We start from the raw sequence: 18,194 nt of genomic DNA on the forward strand, positions 1-18,194 counted from the left end.
TCAGCAGGTTAGCGCCCTCTCGATGGTTTCCGCGGTAATTTCAGTAATCCCTTGGGAGTTGGATTCACGGTTACCCGCCACATTGAGCGTCTGCGGACGATTCTTGAGGATAAAGTCGCGCACCAATTGTACTCGATCGGCATCAGTCGGATTGACTACCAAGTGTGGTTTCCCCGATGCCTGGCAGAACTCAATAGTAAACAGGGTGCCATCACTACTGGGATTGGTTGTGAAGATAACAGTGGCATCAGAGTTGCGGATATTCTCACGAGTACGCTCTTCCAGATCCGGGGACGTGTTTTCAACTAGCCCAAGCCCTTTCAGAAAATCCGGCCGATCACCGATCTCAGTCCAGTAACCCTGCGGTGCTGTGCCACCGGTGGGAATTCCCAGGCGCTGTCCTGCCAGCAAGCCGCCGGTATCCGCCCCTGTCTGACCACCACTGATAATTTTCTCCGGTCGGAAGATCACTTTTCTCCCCCATATCGTTTATCGTCCTACTAGCTCGAGCTAGCAGATATCAAGGCAGCGATAATTGGCATTGAAATTAACGACCGCAGCCACTAATTTATCTCCAACTTTAGTCTGGCCGGCAGCTCTGTGAATTACTATCTGATACTGAAAACACTGCATATCCTCTGCGCCATAATCGTACTCGGCACAGGGACCGGCATCGCTTGGTACACCCTGAGGGGCTGGCTGTCCGGAAATGCCCAAGTTATGCAGTGGGTCAGCCGGGAAACGGTACAGGCAGACTGGATATTTACCGGATCGGCGGTAATCGGTCTATTCGGTAGTGCGGTGGGTATGCTGCTGATTAATCCAAGCTGGATGCTACAAGCCTGGTTGCAATTAGCCGCCGGTCTCAGCGCAACCGTGTTCTTGTTGTGGCTGCCGGTTGTTTACCTTCAGTACCAGCTGCGTAAACATGCCAAAGAAGACGGTAATATAGACAAAATGCGCAAGCTAATGATGGCTTGGTGCCTGCTCGGGGCTATCGCATTTCCCATGACCGTTACCATTGTCTATCTGATGGTATCCAAACCAGTACTATAAGGAACTTATGCCTGGCCCTTACCTCTTCGCCCCCCTGAGGGTCTTATAGCTCGCTCGATGGCCAACATCTTTCCACTGCCGCTTGAAGTCATCCAGGACTACCCCAGACACAATTTCTGCATTACCTTCCGCACTTTTATCCAAACGATGTATCGCTTCTTTCTTACATAAAGGAACAATAATCGCCGATCGTTCATGCCTGTCCATTCTCAACAGACGGCTGCGAATATGCTCTGCCTCACCACCAGTACAACTTGCATCTGTAATCACAAATACATTGGTATCACTGTCTAGATCCGAAGCTATAGTGCCAAAACCTAGATCAAACTGCCGAAATACCACCCCTTTGAACAACCCCTCCCCCACTTCCGAACCCGTTATAAAGGGCCAGGCATGCGCCAGGGTCCACAAGTAGGATTTACTTAAGACATATTGCAGGTGTTGATTGCGAACAAGCCCCAACTGGAATTGACGCTCAAAGGTTTCATCATTCAACTTGGCTTTACTGCAAATGGCCTTGGGAATGAGTTCCCCTTTGTAGCTGGTGGTCGGAATAACCACGATAAAATCATCAGCATCCCGCTTTTTTTCCAATGCCTTAAGAATGGTCGCCTGTAAATGTAAGACAAATTCCTCGGTGGTAATTACATCGTGTGGCAGCGCTGCGTTGTCCATTGCCAGGTTCATATAAAGTGTTTCCGCTCTATATGCCTGAATAATCGGCTCCAGCTCTTCTCGACTAAACAACAACTTTTCATCGAGAATCGCCTGCTCATTAATTTTCTTTGCGTAGCAATCTATCAGCAGTTGGTCTGCGGCATAGATACCGAAATTTCCCGAACTGACACAGCGGAAGTATTCCTCATCTTGCATCGACAAAAATCGCTCAACCACAGCCCGGCTAATGTCCCGGCCAAACAACTCATAAAGCGCGTCCTCTTGCCTAGGTAAAAAATATTCTTCCGGGTCAATCAACCGCTGAGATCGTTTAAGAACCACTTAATCACACCTAATTCTTGATCCACTGCCATTAACCCGTATTAACAAATACGAATTATGTTAAACGCAACAATTTACAGAGTTCTGCACACTTCATCGAAATCCAACCGAGGGTTGCGCGGATATAATTTGTCAGTTTCGCCATAGCCAAGATTGCACAAGAAATTGGACTTAATATGACAATCGGGGAAGTGCTCCGGCAGAAAAGCCGGTGCTGAGCATTTGTCACTAAAGAATTCCTCATCAACCAATGCGTTATCAAACCCCGACATTGGGCCGCAATCGAGCCCCAGGGCCCTCGCCGCCAAAATAAAGTAGCCTCCTTGCAAGGAACCATTGCGAAATGCTGTAACCTCGGCATATTCGGGGCTATCGGCAAACCATTCCCGCGCAGGAGTCTGGGGATAGAGCTCCGGAAGGTGTTCATAAAAGTGCATATCGTAAGCAACAATGGCAGTCACCGGAGCCCGCATAGTTTTTTTAATGTTTCCTTCATTAAGCGCTGGCTTGAGCCGCTCCTTAGCCTCCTTACTTACAACAAACACCAATCGCATAGGGCAACAATTAGCACTGGTGGGTCCGAATTTGACCAAGTCGTAAAGCTGTTTCAAAACCTCTTTTGAAACCGGCTTATCTTGCCAATGGCTATGGGTTCGGGCTTTGTTGAATAGCTGGTCGAGCACCTCAGAGGAAACAGGTTGCATAAGGGCTACCCCAAAATATCTTCGCTGGTAACAGTTTAGTTTGCGCCAGGCATTTCAAAGGAGCAGCAGAATCATAAGAAGATGGCAGGCCATCACTAAATAGGTCACAATACTGCGGGTGCGAAAGTACTGATCCCTCCCGGGCAGATTGGGGTTCAACCGGGCCTCGGCCCAGACCACAAAACCGAAAGCAACTAGTAATACCGGTAGCGCCCAAGTGGTGCGAAACATCAGCAGCGCCACCCACCCCACCAACGTCACCAGGTTACTCAGTAGCGCTAAAATCATCCTGTGCGGATGCCCCACTTGATTGAGTGCAGCGCCCCACCAAACACCGCAGAGAAAGCTCAGAATCACGGCGCTGTAGGCGGTGAACAGCAGGCGCGGAGTCACTCCCCAAAGAGAAAACCCTAACCACTGCATAATGATTCCTACGACAAATGGAATCAAACCAAGGTAAGCCAGCCAGTCAAACAGCCGCGTATCTACTGGTGGGTAGTGATGGATGTCAGTGTCCATGTCGTCTAAGCTTCCAAGTCAAAGACAGTTTCGTCTCAAACAACAAGCTTAGCGGCAGGAGCAAGCAGCAATGGATGCCGAACAGAAGATTGACGTCAAACAAGCACTGCGGGTGTTTGATAGGGCGACAAAGGAGGGGCGCAAGGAAGGTAACGAATGGCATTACCAGGGGCTGGCAGTCAGCACTGACTTTGACGGCTATACGGTTTTTATCAACTCCTCCAAAGTGAAACTCACCATATTTTTCCACAATAAATTTTCTGTGGATTCCACCAGCAGCAAAGAGCTCGAAGAGTTTATTCGGCTATTGAAAAAGCTTGATTCAGGATAAGAGAAAAGAGCCTAGGAACCTCAATCAAAAGTAAATGTTAAACACCAAAATGAGACACATTGAGAGCAACTTTTCGATATTCACTAAAAGAACACCGTAAGCACAAATGGAGACACTATCCGCCACCAAACTTAAAAATCTCAGAAAATTCAACGCATCCGGTTTAAAATTACAGCCTAATACTACCGCAGCTATCTTCCAGATAAACTGATCATCTTATGGACTTTTACGGCTGGCACAGAATTTTGAAGCCCAGCGAAACATTGACCCATCACTTCACCCAAAGTCCGCTGGGCTAAATATTAAGCCTCTCCCAATAGAATTTTAATTATTGCCCCAAGAATATAACCAACACTATCCGTCACTCCACCAGACACATCACTTCCAGCCATTAACATATGTGCTGAAATGGTGTTCCCTTCTTCAGATATCTGAGTGTGAATCACATCCTCATGTATTGATCCAGCAAAACATACACTGACAGTTAAGACCATAAAAAACAATTTATATATAACTTTCATTAACATTCTTCCTAATTGATCAAGTTTTCCATCTTTCCTTCTTTCCATCCTCCAAAAATCTCCCTATTTTTGGAGGATCCACATTAATGGATATTTGAACTGCCTTCAAACCTATTTGATTAAAATTAAAAATCTCACATGAAACCTTATCAGCTTCCAAGAACGAAATAACACCAGCGAGATCAGTCTGGGCATAACTCCCAGACGGAACAAAGTAGCCAGCAAGATTGAAATTGCGGTTGCCAATATCTTCCGGATCATATTAAATCCCCCTGGCATCAACACCTCCAAAAGGTTCAGTGTTATCGCTGGGATACGCGCCTAGTACTTTTTTGCCACGTCTAAAAGCAGAGGGTCACCACCTGCCAACTTGGTAGAATTGTGTTTAAAAAGTCCAATAATTGGTTATCCATAACCAGATACTTCATCAAACACCAATCCCAAATAACAGCATCTCCCCGATCTCCCTTTAATATAGCTTTTCCATTACTTACTTTTTTTTGGGTGGAGGAGGGGAGAAATACCGGGCTACCTAGTACAAACTCACCATGACAACCATCCTGGCTGATTATTATGTAACCCTCAATCTTCAGCAATCCAAGGTCGCCGGATGCGGCCCTGTAGGAACACCAACAGGTATACCGTCCTAGGCTTTCCTATTTGGGTGTATTTTCCAGGTAGCATAAACAGCCCATTACCTAGTATCTTTCTTATATGTCGTTAAGCAGTTTCATTACCCCTTAATCCACTACAAAAGCATCTAACGAGCCACTTTTGCCTTCCTTGAATCACTCCGATAACGATGACCATAAACCATTGATATTGATCAAGAACTTTCTACAAATCTACACCTAGTCATTAGTTGTTCGCTAAGAACCACAAATACGATACATCTTGGATTTACATTTAGGGCTGCCAACACACCTCCAAAGCTAGCAAAACTAGTGTCTAATGGGAATGTTTTTACGTGGCCACTTTCGGCGTGAGGTCCGTTAAGTCATCGGCTCGATCAAGCCTGCGGGCTCAGTATGCTGTTACCTAGGAAGAACTGAGAAATTGCCACATTCACCTTGTTTCCCCAACCAGATAAACTTGGTGCAACTCTATCGGCTACAATGCCTCTCTCAGTAATTAATCAGCAGTCTCCTGTAACACAAAGAAACTTCCGATTTAGTATTCACCTGAATTTGAACGAAATTGGCACATCTGCACAATTTAAAAAAGAGAGAGGGGAAAACCATCGCCGATCTAACCCAATTGCGCTGAGCACTGCTGGCCACTGAAGGTTAGCGGGATTATCAATTCTCAGCGCCGCCATATCCCGTGATGTATAAGCACCCTAAAAGTCCCAAGCATCCCTATTTTAACAATCTGGATTCAGGCCCTACCCTTCCCTAGCAACTTGCCCCATGCTTAGTTAAATAGAGTTTTCTATCTGGTTTTCAGTAGAAAATTATAGCCAAAAGCCAGCTAGACTTTTTTTGGCACTAGCCCGAACAAGTTCCTGTAGTTTTTTGGAGAACTCAATAATTCACAATCTACTTCTTTAGAGAGTTCGAAGTAATCGAATCAGTACAAAAGAATTACGACATCTGCTTAAGTAATACTATACCCTGTGTATAGATACCGATTACGTACTATTAGAAATACTCATTCCACATTTCACATACAATATATGCCTTCTGATTACAAAATAACTGATTGAAAATAAAAAGCTGATTAAGAAACGGTACTTAAACTTTCAAAAGATGGTGTTCAAAAAACTCTATTCCCACACAGTGACGCTATGCCAGACCTAAGTTGTCATTTTAACGGAAGGATGGTCAGGAGAAATCCACTGTGCAGTACATATCTTTTTCAAGATTGTGGCCAACAGGGTATTGATGAACAGCCCCTAGTGTACGAGTTTGATCTTCTAGCGAGCTTACGATAGTACAGCTTACAAATACCCTTTAGTATTAGTTTACTACCGCTCACCCAGCTTACTTATAGCGTTTGATCAGTCGATATCGACTTGTGCCGGCGAGATCCCAAAGAGACCTGTGCTGATTTTTAGAGCATAAACGTAGAATCGGGTAAAGACAGCAGAACTACCAAGCAGTCCTATGATAATGCCACAGCCAACGATTAGAGCTACTGCCGGTATGACCCAGTTCAGTGGGCTTAGGCAGCGAGTATTCTGGTGTTTTTACTAAAGAATCAGGAAGCTTGTAGCTAATAAACATCAATGCAAAAGCTTCCTGAAAATCTGAGCCACCTTAGCAGGCCAAGCGAGAATTACTGCCCTGCACTCTCCGGCACACCACTGTGAAAGCGGAACTGTCCATCACTGCCTTCCACTAATTCCTTTTCTTTCTCCAGCAGTGCCTGAACCCTAGGTTGAACATCTTCATCGGAAGCCTTCTGGGCAAGGTGTAGGTAATCGCGGAAGTGACGCGCCTCAGATTTAAGCAGGGAGAGATAAAACTTCTGCAACTCATCATCTAACTGAGGCGCAATCCGTGCAAAGCGCTCGCAGGAGCGCGCCTCGATAATAGCGCCACAAATCAGCGTGTCGATCAGTCGCCCCGGCTCCGCACTGCGGACTTCGGCACGAAGACCGGCCGCGTAGCGGGAGGCACTAACGTGGGGATAGGCGATACCGCGCTTCTCCATAATCGCCAGCACCTGCTCAAAGTGGCGCAACTCTTCGCGAGCCAGACGCGACATTTTGTTCAGCAGCTCAAAGTCATTCAGATAGCGAAACATCAGGTTCAGGGCAGTACCCGCCGCTTTTTTCTCGCAGTTGGCATGATCGATCAGCATCATTTCCGGCTCCTTCAATGCCGCCTCCACCCAGGCATCGGGCGTGGGACACAGCAGGAATTCATTGATAGCGGACAGATCTGGGATTTGAGCATTCATAGGGCGAACAAACTTAACCGGAGCAAAATAACTTGGCGCGGGATTATAGCGGCCCCAAGCCACAAACGCCCGCTTTTAAACCTCTAGCGGGCACTACTTCACCGACTGACAGAGCCTGGCAGCAATTACCCAAGAAGGTCCCTAGTGATAAATACACTCAACTTGATAACGATTTATTAAGTGCATTAATATAAAAATCACTTTTTATCCGGCATATCTGATGAATGACTACAGAACCCAGGCAAAAGCTATCCCACCGCTATTAGAAAATGTCCATGGTGCCGCCCAAGCCCTGAGAGAATCCCTGGAATTGCTGCAAAATGCCGAGAAACCCTGGCAGCACTATCTACTTCAGCCCCCTTTCGCACAGGATGCCGCACTCAGTCTCAATCAGAGCTTTGAACGCCCCTATTCACTGTCAGGCGCTCTCTACTCGCAACTCGACTACCTGGAGCCCATTAGCGCCGGAGGAGATGCCCGCGCTACTTTACAGGTACCAGGTTTATTGGCGGTACCGGCCAAAACCCTTGAGCTTGCCCAACAACTCAATAACCACAAAGAGATCTTTGCCAAGGCTATCGCCGAACTTCGCAGCGCCCTAGCGGAGCGGCCAGTAGCTGAGCAGGATCGCACTGTGCGGGAAATCCTTGCGGATGCTGGGTTCCCCCGCGCACATCTACGCCAATGCTACCGCCTGGTGTTGATGTGCCCGAAGCGGCCCGATGCCATCACCCTTTCATGGATCAAGGCGCGTAAATCTATTCGCAAGGTCACGGTGAAATGGTGTGAAAAGAAGTTGGTGCAGCTGGACCCTCAGGGGTCCGATCCCGGTATCCAATACCAGCGCCAGCTACTCGCCGGGCTACACAAAAGCCAGCAGGAGGATTTACGCCAGGTGCAAGTGCAGAGTCGCCCCAATCTCCAGGTAGCGGAAATCTTCTATGGGCACGAGCTAGGTGAGGAAGAGGAATATCATCAGGTCGGCTATTCCTCCATGCCGATTCTGGTAGAAGCCAGTGAGGCTGGGCAACTGCCTGAATTCACCCGAGTTGACCACCAACCGAGCTTGAGTCGGCGGCGCCAGCGGCGGGATCTGGCAATCGCCAGTGAACCCTTTCTACCGGCGCTCAGAGTATTTTTGCGCCAGCAGCGCTAAATCCAAGCCCCCCCAAATGGGGCTGCCATCAACTTTTGAACCGTCCTAGGTAATACCAGGTGCCACATAGCGCTGGTAATAGGCGACAGACAGTGCGTAAAAATCCTCATCAATAAGGCGGCGAATTTCCACCAGTGGGACGCCGCGCGCCTGTGCAGTGAGTTGCAACCCAAAAGCCTTGAGGTCTGATATCTGGCTGGCCCCTGCCCTCAACAGTTCGAACACCCAACAGTAGGGATTTTGACTTTCATCAAAACGGACCCGCTGGTGATGAAGCTGCTCCAATAGCAGCTCGCGATCCACGATCTCCAACTGGCTGCGCACTGCGTTCACCAAATACCCTTCTCGGCGTTCGGCAATTACCCGGCGCTGCTCTTCACTGTAGGCATTCCAATCAATAACCTCATGTGCAAAGCGCTTGCAGCCACGGCAAACATCATCGCCAATTCCCGTGGAGCAAACACCGATACAGGGCGTGCGAACCTTCTTATACATTAACTATCCGACCAACCTATTTATGCCGCCCGCGCGGCCTTCAAATTGCGCGTAGCCTATTTTGTTTCCGCCGCCAAGAAAAGGGGGGAAGTACCAGCTGCCAAACTACTAAAATTCACCTGGCAAATAGTCATAATTCACTTAAATTATTGATTTTTCGATAAACTTAACAGCAGTAGGGCTTTCCTGTAGTATTCGCCCCCCGCCATCAGCGGCCTCGAAAAAAAAATCCCGGCTGACAGTTAATAGACCGGGAATTCCACCCGCTGTAGGTGCCACCCCACACACCAAGAGGGACTTATCAGTGCTTGAAGCCTATCGCAAACACGTCGCCGAGCGCGCCGAACAAGGCATTCCGCCAAAGCCATTGGACGCCGAGCAAGTCGCCGGCCTGGTTGAATTGCTGAAAAATCCGCCAAAAGGCGAAGAACAGGAACTGGTTGACCTGCTCACCCAACGCGTTCCGCCGGGCGTTGACGAAGCCGCTTATGTTAAAGCAGGTTTCCTGTCCGCCATTATCAAAGGTGAAGCAGAATCCCCGCTGATCGATCGCAAACACGCTGTAGAACTGCTGGGCCAAATGCTGGGCGGTTACAACATCTCCACCCTGGTCGAGCTGCTGGACGACAAAGATCTGGCCGAACTGGCTGCCGAGCAGCTGAAAGGCACTCTGCTGATGTTTGACGCCTTCCACGATGTGGAAGAGAAAGCCAAAGCCGGCAACGAATTCGCCAAAGCAGTCATGCAATCCTGGGCAGACGCCGAGTGGTTCACCAAGCGCAACAAAGTACCCGAGAGCATCAAAGTTGCCGTATTCAAGGTAACTGGCGAAACCAACACCGACGACCTGTCTCCGGCACCGGATGCCTGGTCCCGTCCGGACATTCCCCTGCACGCGCTGGCCATGTACAAAATGAAGCGCGACGGCCTGGAGCCAGAAGAAGCAGGCGTTACCGGTCCGCTAAAGCAGATCGAAGAAGTTAAAGCCAAAGGCCTGCCCGTTGCTTTCGTTGGCGACGTAGTAGGTACCGGTTCTTCCCGTAAGTCAGCCACCAACTCCGTGCTGTGGTACTTCGGTGAAGAAATGCCTGGCGTGCCCAACAAGAAAGGTGGCGGTATTTGTATCGGCGGTAAAGTTGCCCCGATCTTCTACAACACCATGGAAGATGCCGGCGCACTGGTATTCGAAGCCCCCGTTGACGAACTGGGCATGGGCGACGTTATCGAGATCCGCCCTTACGACGGCAAGATCCTGGCCGAAGACGGCAAAGTCCTGTCTGAATTCCAACTGAAGTCCGACGTACTGCTGGACGAAGTTCAGGCTGGCGGTCGTATCAACCTGATCATCGGTCGCGGCCTGACCGGCAAAGCCCGTGAAGCCCTGGGCTTGGCGCCTTCCGAGCTGTTCCGCAAGCCTGAGCAACCTGCCGACACCGGCAAAGGTTACACTCTGGCGCAGAAGATGGTTGGTAAAGCTTGTGGCGTTGAAGGTATCCGTCCGGGCACCTACTGCGAGCCGAAAATGACCACTGTGGGCTCCCAGGACACCACTGGCCCCATGACCCGTGACGAACTGAAAGACCTGGCCTGCCTCGGCTTCTCCGCCGACCTGGTAATGCAGTCTTTCTGTCACACTGCGGCCTATCCGAAGCCCGTTGATATCAGCACCCAGCACACCCTGCCAGACTTCATCATGAACCGTGGCGGTGTTTCCTTGCGCCCGGCTGACGGCATCATCCACAGCTGGCTGAACCGCATGCTGCTGCCGGACACCGTAGGCACCGGTGGTGACTCCCACACCCGCTTCCCCATGGGTATCTCCTTCCCGGCAGGTTCCGGTCTGGTAGCTTTCGCCGCCGCTACCGGTGTTATGCCGCTGGATATGCCTGAGTCCGTACTGGTGCGCTTCAAGGGCAAAATGCAACCCGGCATTACCCTGCGCGACCTGGTGCACTCCATTCCTCTCTACGCCATCAAGCAAGGCCTGCTGACCGTTGAGAAGAAAGGCAAGAAGAACATCTTCTCCGGCCGCATCCTCGAGATCGAAGGCCTGGAAGACCTGACTGTAGAGCAGGCATTCGAGCTGTCCGACGCCTCCGCCGAGCGCTCCGCTGCTGGCTGTACCATCAAGCTGTCCGAAGACACCATGTCTGAGTACTTGCGCTCCAACGTAACCCTGTTGCGCTGGATGATCGCTGAAGGTTACGGCTCCAAGCGCACCCTGGAGCGCCGCGCGCGCGCCATGGAAGAGTGGCTGGCCAACCCGAAACTGATGGAAGCGGACGCCGACGCCGAGTACCTGGAAGTGATTGAGATCGATCTGGCCGAGATCAAAGAGCCAATCGTATGTGCTCCTAATGATCCAGACGACGCACGCCTGCTGTCCGACGTTGCTGGCGACAAGGTAGATGAAGTCTTTATCGGCTCCTGTATGACCAACATCGGTCACTTCCGCGCTGCCGGTAAACTGCTACAAGAACACAAAGGTGGCATCTCCACTCGCATGTGGATCTCCCCGCCCACCAAGATGGACGAGCACCAGTTGATGGAAGAGGGTTACTACAACATCTACGGTTCTGCCGGTGCCCGCACCGAGATGCCCGGATGTTCCCTGTGCATGGGTAACCAGGCACGTGTGGCACCGAACGCCACCGTACTGTCCACCTCTACCCGTAACTTCCCCAACCGTCTTGGCGATGGTGCCAACGTGTACCTGACCTCCGCTGAGCTGGCTTCTGTAGGCGCCATCCTGGGTAAACTGCCAACTCCGGCTGAGTACCAGGAATACGCACAGAACCTGGACTCCATGTCCAGCGAGATCTACCGCTACCTGAACTTCGATCAGATTGAAGACTTCCAGAAGTCTGCCGAAGAAGGCAAGCGCATCGCAGCGACTGAGATCCAGGAAGTTACCGTTTAAGTACGGACGAGCCTTTAAAAAACCCGCCTAAAGGCGGGTTTTTTAATTTCCGTACAATATATTAAACTTACCCTTCCATTACTTCAGACCAAGCCTTTCAAAAACTTAGCAGTACTTCATCAAATGAAAAGAATGTTAAAAAAGTTGGTTCGCCCATCACTTGCTAGACTCCCTATAAAATTAACCTCCCCACCTAAAATTTTCTTTTGTCACGTACCAAAATGTGCCGGTTCCTCACTCAACTCTGCCATTAGCTCTCAATACTATGAGCCCAACAAACTAGACACTTTTGGTATCAAGCGAGCAGTAAGCAAACGTACAGCAGACATATTAGATATCCCAATGATGTCGGTACGAGAAATCGTAATGGTCCACAACTTATCAATAAAATCGAACTATTACGGCCGAGGTCATTCATATTGCCGTCCAAATGTCGTCAAAAGTTTCTCCGGCGAGTGGAACTTTCTGACGGTACTGAGGAATCCTGTTGATAGATGGATATCTCTCTATACCTACAATACTTACAAGAAAAGTCAGTGGGATAAAAATACACTCTCTCTAAATGAATACTTAGACTCCAAAACTGGGATTAACGCTGGACAAGAGTATCTTCAATATTTTTCTAACTTTAATAATCGAAATCCATCAGAACATATTGCAGAGGCCCTGGATAACCTCCAACAATTTTCCATTGTAGGCACAACTGGCCACCTTGACCTACTAACACAGCAGATCGAAGAGGATTTTGATATACAGTTGAACATCCCTGAAATCAACAAGAACCCCAACAATAAACTGGCCCAAGAAATAAAATCCGACCTCAAAACCATTAAAAAGATCGAAGATATCTGCAAATACGACATAGAAATATTCGAACGATTTACAGAAAAGCATGGGTCAATATTTTCAGCAAAAGAAAATCGTCAGTAGAAAACAAAAGAGCAAGAGCGGGAGTAAAATCGACTTAGTCAAAAAAATACAAATCCCGCCCACCTTGGCCTAACCCTAGTAAACCCAATCATCTTTTCGCCTCAATTAATAAACATAAACTAACCATCCTATCCACCGCAAAGAGAATTGTACTTCACTAAAGAAGAGAAGGTTTAAGTGGAAGCCTGATTCAGGTTAGAGTTCAATACGTTAACGTCCACACCTTAGTCAATTGGAGATTTCTTAATTTACGGTTTAGCCGTTAATTGGCGTATTTTATAGCGCCGAAATCCCAATCAAAAATCAAACCTGCTATATTAAGCCCATAATCACACGGCTAAATTGATATCAAAGGCATTTATCATACCTGCCAACAACCATTAAGAGCCCTCGAACTGAACTAAGGAGCCTCTGAATAACTCCGTGATACCTCTGGCATGCAGAGCGGTTCACAATCAAGGCGCGGCTTCGCAGGAATGTCTAGACCTTTCAAGAAGTCGCAACGCGGAGTGTGAATCGCTCTGCAAGCCCCGAAGGGCGGGCCTTGAAGGCCACAGCTGCTGCGTTGCAGCTCTTGCAAAGGGCTACGGCCATTCGCGGCGAGCTGCGCCTAACATCTGCAGCCTTCAAGACCCGCAGAGGCATTACGGAGTTATTCAGAGGCTCCCTAAAGACATATCTATATATGCAGAAGCCCACCAAGCCTAAACAAAGGATAATAGTCGCCCACAAGGAGGCCTTTTGGTTACAGTGGCAGAATCGCTGGATATTTTTCACTCGCAAACTCAAAAGAAAAACACTAAAATTCTTCAGAACTCTAATCCGTATCATCATTCACAGAAATCGTTTCTTCCCAACCTTTTACTTTCCTTACAGCCGCCCACCCTACCCTAAAACCACACCAATCAATACCTACCTAAACACATCAAATAATATCCAGACCTTTATCCTCTACAGAATCATCGGCAACGACTTAGCTCCCCGGCATAGTGTGGGACAGTCCCGCAAGAATCTGGAATTTATTTTGAAGCATGAGTCGGTACTCGACAACTGCAAAAAAGTATTTGTCCTCAATCGAATAGTCGACCCTAATGAAGAAGCTGCCATCATTAAACTACTCAATGACTATCAACAAACCTTTCTCAGAATCCCCTTTAGCTGGGACGACTACCGAAAAATAGAGTGGAATATTCTCGACCACCCCATCAGCTATGCCCCCTATAAATTAAAAGGGCTACGATTACGCCAGGACTTAGCGGTTCAGGCAGAGCTGAGCCTTTACCGCCATAAAAACAATTATGTAATGAACAATAATGGGGCCAGAAATCTCGCCCTCCAGGACGGTAAATCAAAAGCCGACTGGATTTTACCTTGGGACGGCAATTGCTTCGTAACACCAAAAGCCTGGCAAGCTATAAAACAACAAGTACTCAACAACAACGCTTACCCCTACCATGTTATTCCAATGACAAGACTGCTGGATAACCAATCCATTCTATGTGAGAACTTCAAACCAACTCCCACTGAAGAGCCACAAATAGTATTTCGATCTGATAGTACAGAGGTATTTGATAGCCGCTACTGCTATGGCAGGCGACCCAAGGTAGAACTTTTATGGCGGCTAGGCGTATCGGGGAAATGGGATGAGTGGGCGATTTTCCCATGGGATCTCCCCTGCCCGGATTACTCGGAAGCCGCAGGTCACTATACTCAGGGAGGCTGGGTAGCCAGACTATTTTCCGGAAAGCCGCATCTGGAGCGAACAGATCAGCAGTCCAGCCGGGATCGAGGAACAACTCGCTCTGAAGCTATCCTTGCCATGCTGGATCAACTCGATGATTCCAGCTTTTCCGCCGACACATGCGCCCCTGGCAGCAAGTTGGCCGTAGCAAACAGGTGCGACCTTCCCTATCTAATACTATTAAGAGAGGCCACGCAAAGATCGGTAAAAGCAAAACAGAGGGCGCGGCCCAGTTCGATTAACAGCCTGCTTCAGGATTTGACCATTGTCGCCCTTGCCCAATCCCACTGCTCGAAGCCGGAATTCATTCAATTTATCGACAATAGCCTCATCAAGCTATTCCCCAACAAATATGAAACGAAATACAGCAAACAATTACAATCTGTAAATCCCAACCTACTGGTCCACACCCTCTGCACTTTAAAAGAACTTAAACAAGAACAGCAGATTCGTCTGATAGGAGTTGAGCGATTAGACTACCATCTGGAGCAATACCTTAGCTGGCTGATAGATAGTCATCGCGGGCAATCAATGCGTCCAAAACTTGGGCATCTTGGCACACAGTATGATTTACAAGTTGTAGCTTTAGCGCTCTATCTCAATCAAATACAAGCTGCCAGAAAAACTCTCAGGGACTCCCGCTTCCGAATATTAGAGCAGTTTGATCACTCGGATAACCAAGTATCGAAAATCAAGAGTAAAAATAGTGTTCATTATGAATGCCTAAATCTTCAATTATGGATTTATCTTGCCAGTCTCGCAGAAACAATTGATGAAAATTTCTGGAACTTCACAGCAAGAAATGGGGCTGGCATCCAGCAGGGAATAGATAATTTTCTACAAGCATTCGAAAACAACAAGGGCGCCAAGCATTTCGATCGGCAGAGACTGATCCCAATAGCCTATGCCTACAGACAACATTATGGAGAGCTAAAAATAGAACTTAATGCCGTACCAATCAGCCAATGCAAACCTGTTTTCCCAATCGAAACGGGAATTTTCCCATTTTGGAACTTTGGCAAAGAAGCACAAACTTTGCCTTTAAAGGCTGCCGATCAATTAACAACTGAAGCGGAAAGATAGACAACGGATAGGTTATTAAAATCAAACCTCAGGCTTTTTTATCCCCAACAAATAAAATGCAAATAATAAAAGCAAACATGGCGAGATAGGTGTTTACAGTAAATGCATATTCAATACCCGATGGCATGTCAGTGGCCATCGCCACTATCGTTGTATTCAACCCTAATCCTACGGCACCACCCGCTATTTGAAACATAAAAATGATTGCACCCGCCAAACTCGCTCTACTGTTATCAACAACCGTTATAGCCACAGTGGTAATGGTGGAATTGAACAAACCAATACCAGCACCTAATATCACCAGGCCAGGAACCAAAGACATATATTGAGTATCCTTGTGGATATGAGATAGAAGATACATTCCCAGCGTCATCAATAAAGTAGCTGCCGATACTATCTTCTTTGCTCCAATCACATCATATAGCTTCCCTGCCAGAAAGCCGAAAACGCTAAAGGAGAGCATCATAGGGATCAACCCCATCCCCGCCTTCATCGCCGAGGTACCTCGAACATGGGTTAAGAATTGGGGAATAAAAAACAATCCCGCAAAGAAAAGTGCTGAAATCAATAACGTAGCAATAGAGGCGAAAACAAACCGTTTATTCCCAGCCACATCCGGTGGAATCAACGCCTGAGCCCCAACTCGCTTCTCAACGACACTAAACAAGCATATAAGTAAGAAAAAGGCAGCGATAAGGCCGAGGACCAATGGGCTTTTGAAACCGACATCAACCACAAGATCAAACGCCAGCAGCAAGGCAAATAGAGCCATCGACAGCGAAGTGATTCCGGCATAGTCAATACGTTCATCACAAGCTTCTGGAGAGTCATCAGGAATCACTCTCCAGCAAACATATAAGGCAACTGCTGATACCGGCAGGTTAATAAAGAAAATCCATCTCCAACTGGCATAATCTGCCAGCGCACCACCCAACAGTGGTCCAACTGAATTGGCAATACCGCAAACAGTAATCACCAGCCCTCCAGCCAAACCCGCTCGCTTTTCAGTCATCAGGCCATAGGTCATACCCAGGATCGACGGCCACATCATAGCCCCTCCAATCCCCATCAGTGCCCGGGATATCAATAACATTCCCATATTAACTGCAATCCCACCGATAAGTGAGAACGCCATAAATAGCAGGGTTCCAATAAAGAATACCCTCCTCCTGCCATACATATCGGCAAGGCGACCACCTGAAATAATCAGTACTCCAAAGACTAAGGCGTAACCATTAATGACCCACTGGGTCGTTGTAAGGTCAGAGTGGAACTCGTGCTCCATTGCCGGCAGCGCGGGAGAAAAGGCCGTAAAATCATTGGCGACAAGGAAAATGGCAAGAGACAGAGCCAACATTCCAAGGTATAAATTCTTATCTAAGAGACCCTCTTGTCTTTCCATTGCGTAAACCTGTACTTACATATACATAAACCAATTGACATACAAAATGACGTTAAGCTTTTTCTTCCTTAGACCCTATAAATAAAACGCAAATAATAAAAGATAACATCGCCAAGTATGCGTTTAATGTAAATGCCTGACTAATCCCATAAGATATATCACCAGCCATTGCGACTATTGTGGTATTCAGGCCCAACCCCACTGCACCACCCGCTATTTGAATCATAAAGATTATTGCTCCGGCCAAACTTGCTCGGCGCGGATCAACAACCGATATTGCAAACGTGATTATAGTAGAATTGAATAAGCCAATACCCGCCCCCAAAATTAACAACCCGGGAACCAAGCGAATATATTGACCGTCCTGATAGATATGAGACAGCATATATAAACCTAAAGCCATTAATAGTGTTGCTATGGAGACAATTAGCTTGGCTCCCAGCACCTTATAGACATTACCAGCAACAAAACCAAATACACTAAATGCCAACATAAGTGGAACCAATCCCAGACCTGCTATTGTTGCAGAAGCTCCATGGACTTTACTTAAATATTGCGGGATAAAAAAGAACCCCGCATAGAAGAACTGGGCAATTAACAAAGCGACACAGGCTGCAGTGACAAAAGACTTGTTTCCTGCTACATCTGGAGGGATTAATGCCCCCTCAGCTGCTCTCCCCTCAACCAATATAAAGAGGCAAAACAAGAGAAAAAAAGCCATAAACAGTCCAAACACCAGATAGTTTTTAAACCCCACATCGACTACAAAGTCGAAAGCAAGCAGAAGAGAGAATAGTGCCGATGACAGTAGAGCAACTCCTCGATAATCTAACTTATCTTTAGGCACATTTAACGAATCTGGTGGAATCACTCTGAAGCAAAGATAAAGAACCACTAGAGAAAGTGGTAAATTAATAAATAGAATCCATCTCCAGCTGATATAGTCAGCCAGGAAACCTCCCACTAATGGCCCTACAGAATTTGCTATACCGCATATCGTAATAATCAGTCCACCGGCCAACCCTGCATTCTTCGGTGTCATCAGACTGTACATCATCCCCAAAACAGACGGCCAAATCAGCGCACTCCCCGCCCCCATAAATGCACGGGAAACCAATAGCATTCCCATACTTCCAGCAATTCCGCCCAAAAACGAGAAAAACATGAAAATTAATAACCCGACAATAAATGTTCGCCTCCTACCATACATATCAGCCAGACGACCTCCTGAAACTATCAACACACCGCAAACCAATGCGTAAGCACTAATTACCCATTGACTTGTAGTAAGATCTGACTGGAACTCTTGTTCAACCACAGGCAATGCCGGCGAAAATGCAGTGAAATCATTGGCCACAAGAAAGATGGCCAGGGACAGCGCGCCTAGACCAAGATATAGATTACTTTTCACCGAGGCCTTTTTATCAACCATA

At 47.7% G+C, this 18,194-nt stretch carries 15 protein-coding genes; 6 read left to right on the forward strand and 9 right to left on the reverse strand.

Annotated elements, in window-relative coordinates; all coding sequences use genetic code 11:
* Complete coding sequence (locus ACJJIM_RS12330) at positions 1 to 471, reverse strand: YpsA SLOG family protein (RefSeq protein ID WP_444911099.1); 471 nt, start codon at positions 469 to 471, stop codon at positions 1 to 3.
* A 129-nt stretch (positions 472 to 600) separates the two neighbouring features.
* Here ACJJIM_RS12330 and ACJJIM_RS12335 point away from each other — a divergent pair, with 129 nt between their 5' ends.
* The gene (locus ACJJIM_RS12335) at positions 601 to 1,056 is read left to right on the forward strand and encodes a DUF2269 family protein (protein ID WP_444911100.1); all 456 of its coding nucleotides are present in this window, start codon (positions 601 to 603) and stop codon (positions 1,054 to 1,056) included.
* An 18-nt stretch (positions 1,057 to 1,074) separates the two neighbouring features.
* On the opposite strand, the gene ACJJIM_RS12340 is transcribed toward ACJJIM_RS12335, so the two are convergent.
* The 3 genes from ACJJIM_RS12340 to ACJJIM_RS12350 all read right to left on the reverse strand — a co-directional run bounded on the left by ACJJIM_RS12340 (position 1,075) and on the right by ACJJIM_RS12350 (position 3,278).
* The gene (locus tag ACJJIM_RS12340; RefSeq protein ID WP_413662540.1) at positions 1,075 to 2,055 is read right to left on the reverse strand and encodes a hypothetical protein; all 981 of its coding nucleotides are present in this window, start codon (positions 2,053 to 2,055) and stop codon (positions 1,075 to 1,077) included.
* Positions 2,056 to 2,129: 74 nt separating this feature from the next.
* Positions 2,130 to 2,759 (reverse strand): malonic semialdehyde reductase, encoded by a 630-nt coding sequence (locus ACJJIM_RS12345; RefSeq protein ID WP_413662541.1) that lies wholly within the window; start codon positions 2,757 to 2,759, stop codon positions 2,130 to 2,132.
* Between the two features lie 54 nt (positions 2,760 to 2,813).
* Complete coding sequence (locus ACJJIM_RS12350; protein ID WP_413662542.1) at positions 2,814 to 3,278, reverse strand: DUF3429 domain-containing protein; 465 nt, start codon at positions 3,276 to 3,278, stop codon at positions 2,814 to 2,816.
* A 70-nt stretch (positions 3,279 to 3,348) separates the two neighbouring features.
* Between ACJJIM_RS12350 and ACJJIM_RS12355 the strand changes: the two genes are divergently transcribed.
* The gene (locus tag ACJJIM_RS12355; RefSeq protein WP_444911101.1) at positions 3,349 to 3,609 is read left to right on the forward strand and encodes a DUF3081 family protein; all 261 of its coding nucleotides are present in this window, start codon (positions 3,349 to 3,351) and stop codon (positions 3,607 to 3,609) included.
* A gap of 302 nt (positions 3,610 to 3,911) precedes the next feature.
* Here the strand turns inward: ACJJIM_RS12355 and ACJJIM_RS12360 are convergent, their stop codons facing one another.
* Together ACJJIM_RS12360 and ACJJIM_RS12365 are read right to left on the reverse strand one after the other, a co-directional pair.
* Positions 3,912 to 4,178 carry a hypothetical protein gene (locus ACJJIM_RS12360; RefSeq protein ID WP_444911102.1) on the reverse strand — a complete coding sequence of 89 codons (267 nt, stop codon included), beginning with the start codon at positions 4,176 to 4,178 and terminating at the stop codon, positions 3,912 to 3,914.
* Positions 4,179 to 6,407: 2,229 nt separating this feature from the next.
* Positions 6,408 to 7,034, reverse strand: coding sequence for a tRNA-(ms[2]io[6]A)-hydroxylase (locus ACJJIM_RS12365; RefSeq protein ID WP_444911103.1), 627 nt, complete (start codon positions 7,032 to 7,034; stop codon positions 6,408 to 6,410).
* Between the two features lie 220 nt (positions 7,035 to 7,254).
* Between ACJJIM_RS12365 and ACJJIM_RS12370 the strand changes: the two genes are divergently transcribed.
* The gene (locus tag ACJJIM_RS12370; protein WP_444911104.1) at positions 7,255 to 8,190 is read left to right on the forward strand and encodes a hypothetical protein; all 936 of its coding nucleotides are present in this window, start codon (positions 7,255 to 7,257) and stop codon (positions 8,188 to 8,190) included.
* Positions 8,191 to 8,235: 45 nt separating this feature from the next.
* On the opposite strand, the gene ACJJIM_RS12375 is transcribed toward ACJJIM_RS12370, so the two are convergent.
* The gene (locus tag ACJJIM_RS12375) at positions 8,236 to 8,685 is read right to left on the reverse strand and encodes a DUF1289 domain-containing protein (protein WP_413662547.1); all 450 of its coding nucleotides are present in this window, start codon (positions 8,683 to 8,685) and stop codon (positions 8,236 to 8,238) included.
* A 304-nt stretch (positions 8,686 to 8,989) separates the two neighbouring features.
* On the opposite strand from ACJJIM_RS12375, the gene acnB reads away from it, so the two are divergent.
* From acnB to ACJJIM_RS12390, 3 genes are all read left to right on the forward strand, one after another.
* Positions 8,990 to 11,605, forward strand: coding sequence for a bifunctional aconitate hydratase 2/2-methylisocitrate dehydratase (gene acnB / locus ACJJIM_RS12380; protein WP_413662548.1), 2,616 nt, complete (start codon positions 8,990 to 8,992; stop codon positions 11,603 to 11,605).
* Between the two features lie 123 nt (positions 11,606 to 11,728).
* The gene (locus ACJJIM_RS12385) at positions 11,729 to 12,535 is read left to right on the forward strand and encodes a sulfotransferase family 2 domain-containing protein (RefSeq protein ID WP_413662549.1); all 807 of its coding nucleotides are present in this window, start codon (positions 11,729 to 11,731) and stop codon (positions 12,533 to 12,535) included.
* A 685-nt stretch (positions 12,536 to 13,220) separates the two neighbouring features.
* Positions 13,221 to 15,359 (forward strand): alginate lyase family protein, encoded by a 2,139-nt coding sequence (locus tag ACJJIM_RS12390; protein ID WP_444911105.1) that lies wholly within the window; start codon positions 13,221 to 13,223, stop codon positions 15,357 to 15,359.
* Between the two features lie 28 nt (positions 15,360 to 15,387).
* Here ACJJIM_RS12390 and ACJJIM_RS12395 read toward each other — a convergent pair whose 3' ends face one another.
* Positions 15,388 to 16,761, reverse strand: a complete 1,374-nt coding sequence (locus ACJJIM_RS12395; protein ID WP_444911106.1) for an MFS transporter — start codon at positions 16,759 to 16,761, stop codon at positions 15,388 to 15,390.
* Between the two features lie 52 nt (positions 16,762 to 16,813).
* Entirely contained in the window at positions 16,814 to 18,193 is a 1,380-nt protein-coding gene (locus tag ACJJIM_RS12400) for an MFS transporter (RefSeq protein ID WP_413662552.1), read from the reverse strand.
* Position 18,194 lies beyond the last annotated feature (1 nt).

It is taken from the genome of Microbulbifer maximicatervae (SeqCode) (genome assembly GCF_052467615.1).

What these genes read in the sequence shown, in the direction of transcription:
- ACJJIM_RS12345 (WP_413662541.1), bottom strand. Translation starts at nt 2,759, where the DNA reads ATGCAACCTGTTTCCTCTGAGGTGCTCGACCAGCTATTCAACAAAGCC.
- ACJJIM_RS12350 (WP_413662542.1), bottom strand. Translation starts at nt 3,278, where the DNA reads ATGGACACTGACATCCATCACTACCCACCAGTAGATACGCGGCTGTTT.
- ACJJIM_RS12355 (WP_444911101.1), top strand. Translation starts at nt 3,349, where the DNA reads ATGGATGCCGAACAGAAGATTGACGTCAAACAAGCACTGCGGGTGTTT.
- ACJJIM_RS12360 (WP_444911102.1), bottom strand. Translation starts at nt 4,178, where the DNA reads ATGGAAAGAAGGAAAGATGGAAAACTTGATCAATTAGGAAGAATGTTA.
- ACJJIM_RS12365 (WP_444911103.1), bottom strand. Translation starts at nt 7,034, where the DNA reads ATGAATGCTCAAATCCCAGATCTGTCCGCTATCAATGAATTCCTGCTG.
- ACJJIM_RS12370 (WP_444911104.1), top strand. Translation starts at nt 7,255, where the DNA reads ATGAATGACTACAGAACCCAGGCAAAAGCTATCCCACCGCTATTAGAA.
- ACJJIM_RS12375 (WP_413662547.1), bottom strand. Translation starts at nt 8,685, where the DNA reads ATGTATAAGAAGGTTCGCACGCCCTGTATCGGTGTTTGCTCCACGGGA.
- ACJJIM_RS12385 (WP_413662549.1), top strand. Translation starts at nt 11,729, where the DNA reads ATGAAAAGAATGTTAAAAAAGTTGGTTCGCCCATCACTTGCTAGACTC.
- ACJJIM_RS12390 (WP_444911105.1), top strand. Translation starts at nt 13,221, where the DNA reads ATGCAGAAGCCCACCAAGCCTAAACAAAGGATAATAGTCGCCCACAAG.
- ACJJIM_RS12395 (WP_444911106.1), bottom strand. Translation starts at nt 16,761, where the DNA reads ATGGAAAGACAAGAGGGTCTCTTAGATAAGAATTTATACCTTGGAATG.
- ACJJIM_RS12400 (WP_413662552.1), bottom strand. Translation starts at nt 18,193, where the DNA reads ATGGTTGATAAAAAGGCCTCGGTGAAAAGTAATCTATATCTTGGTCTA.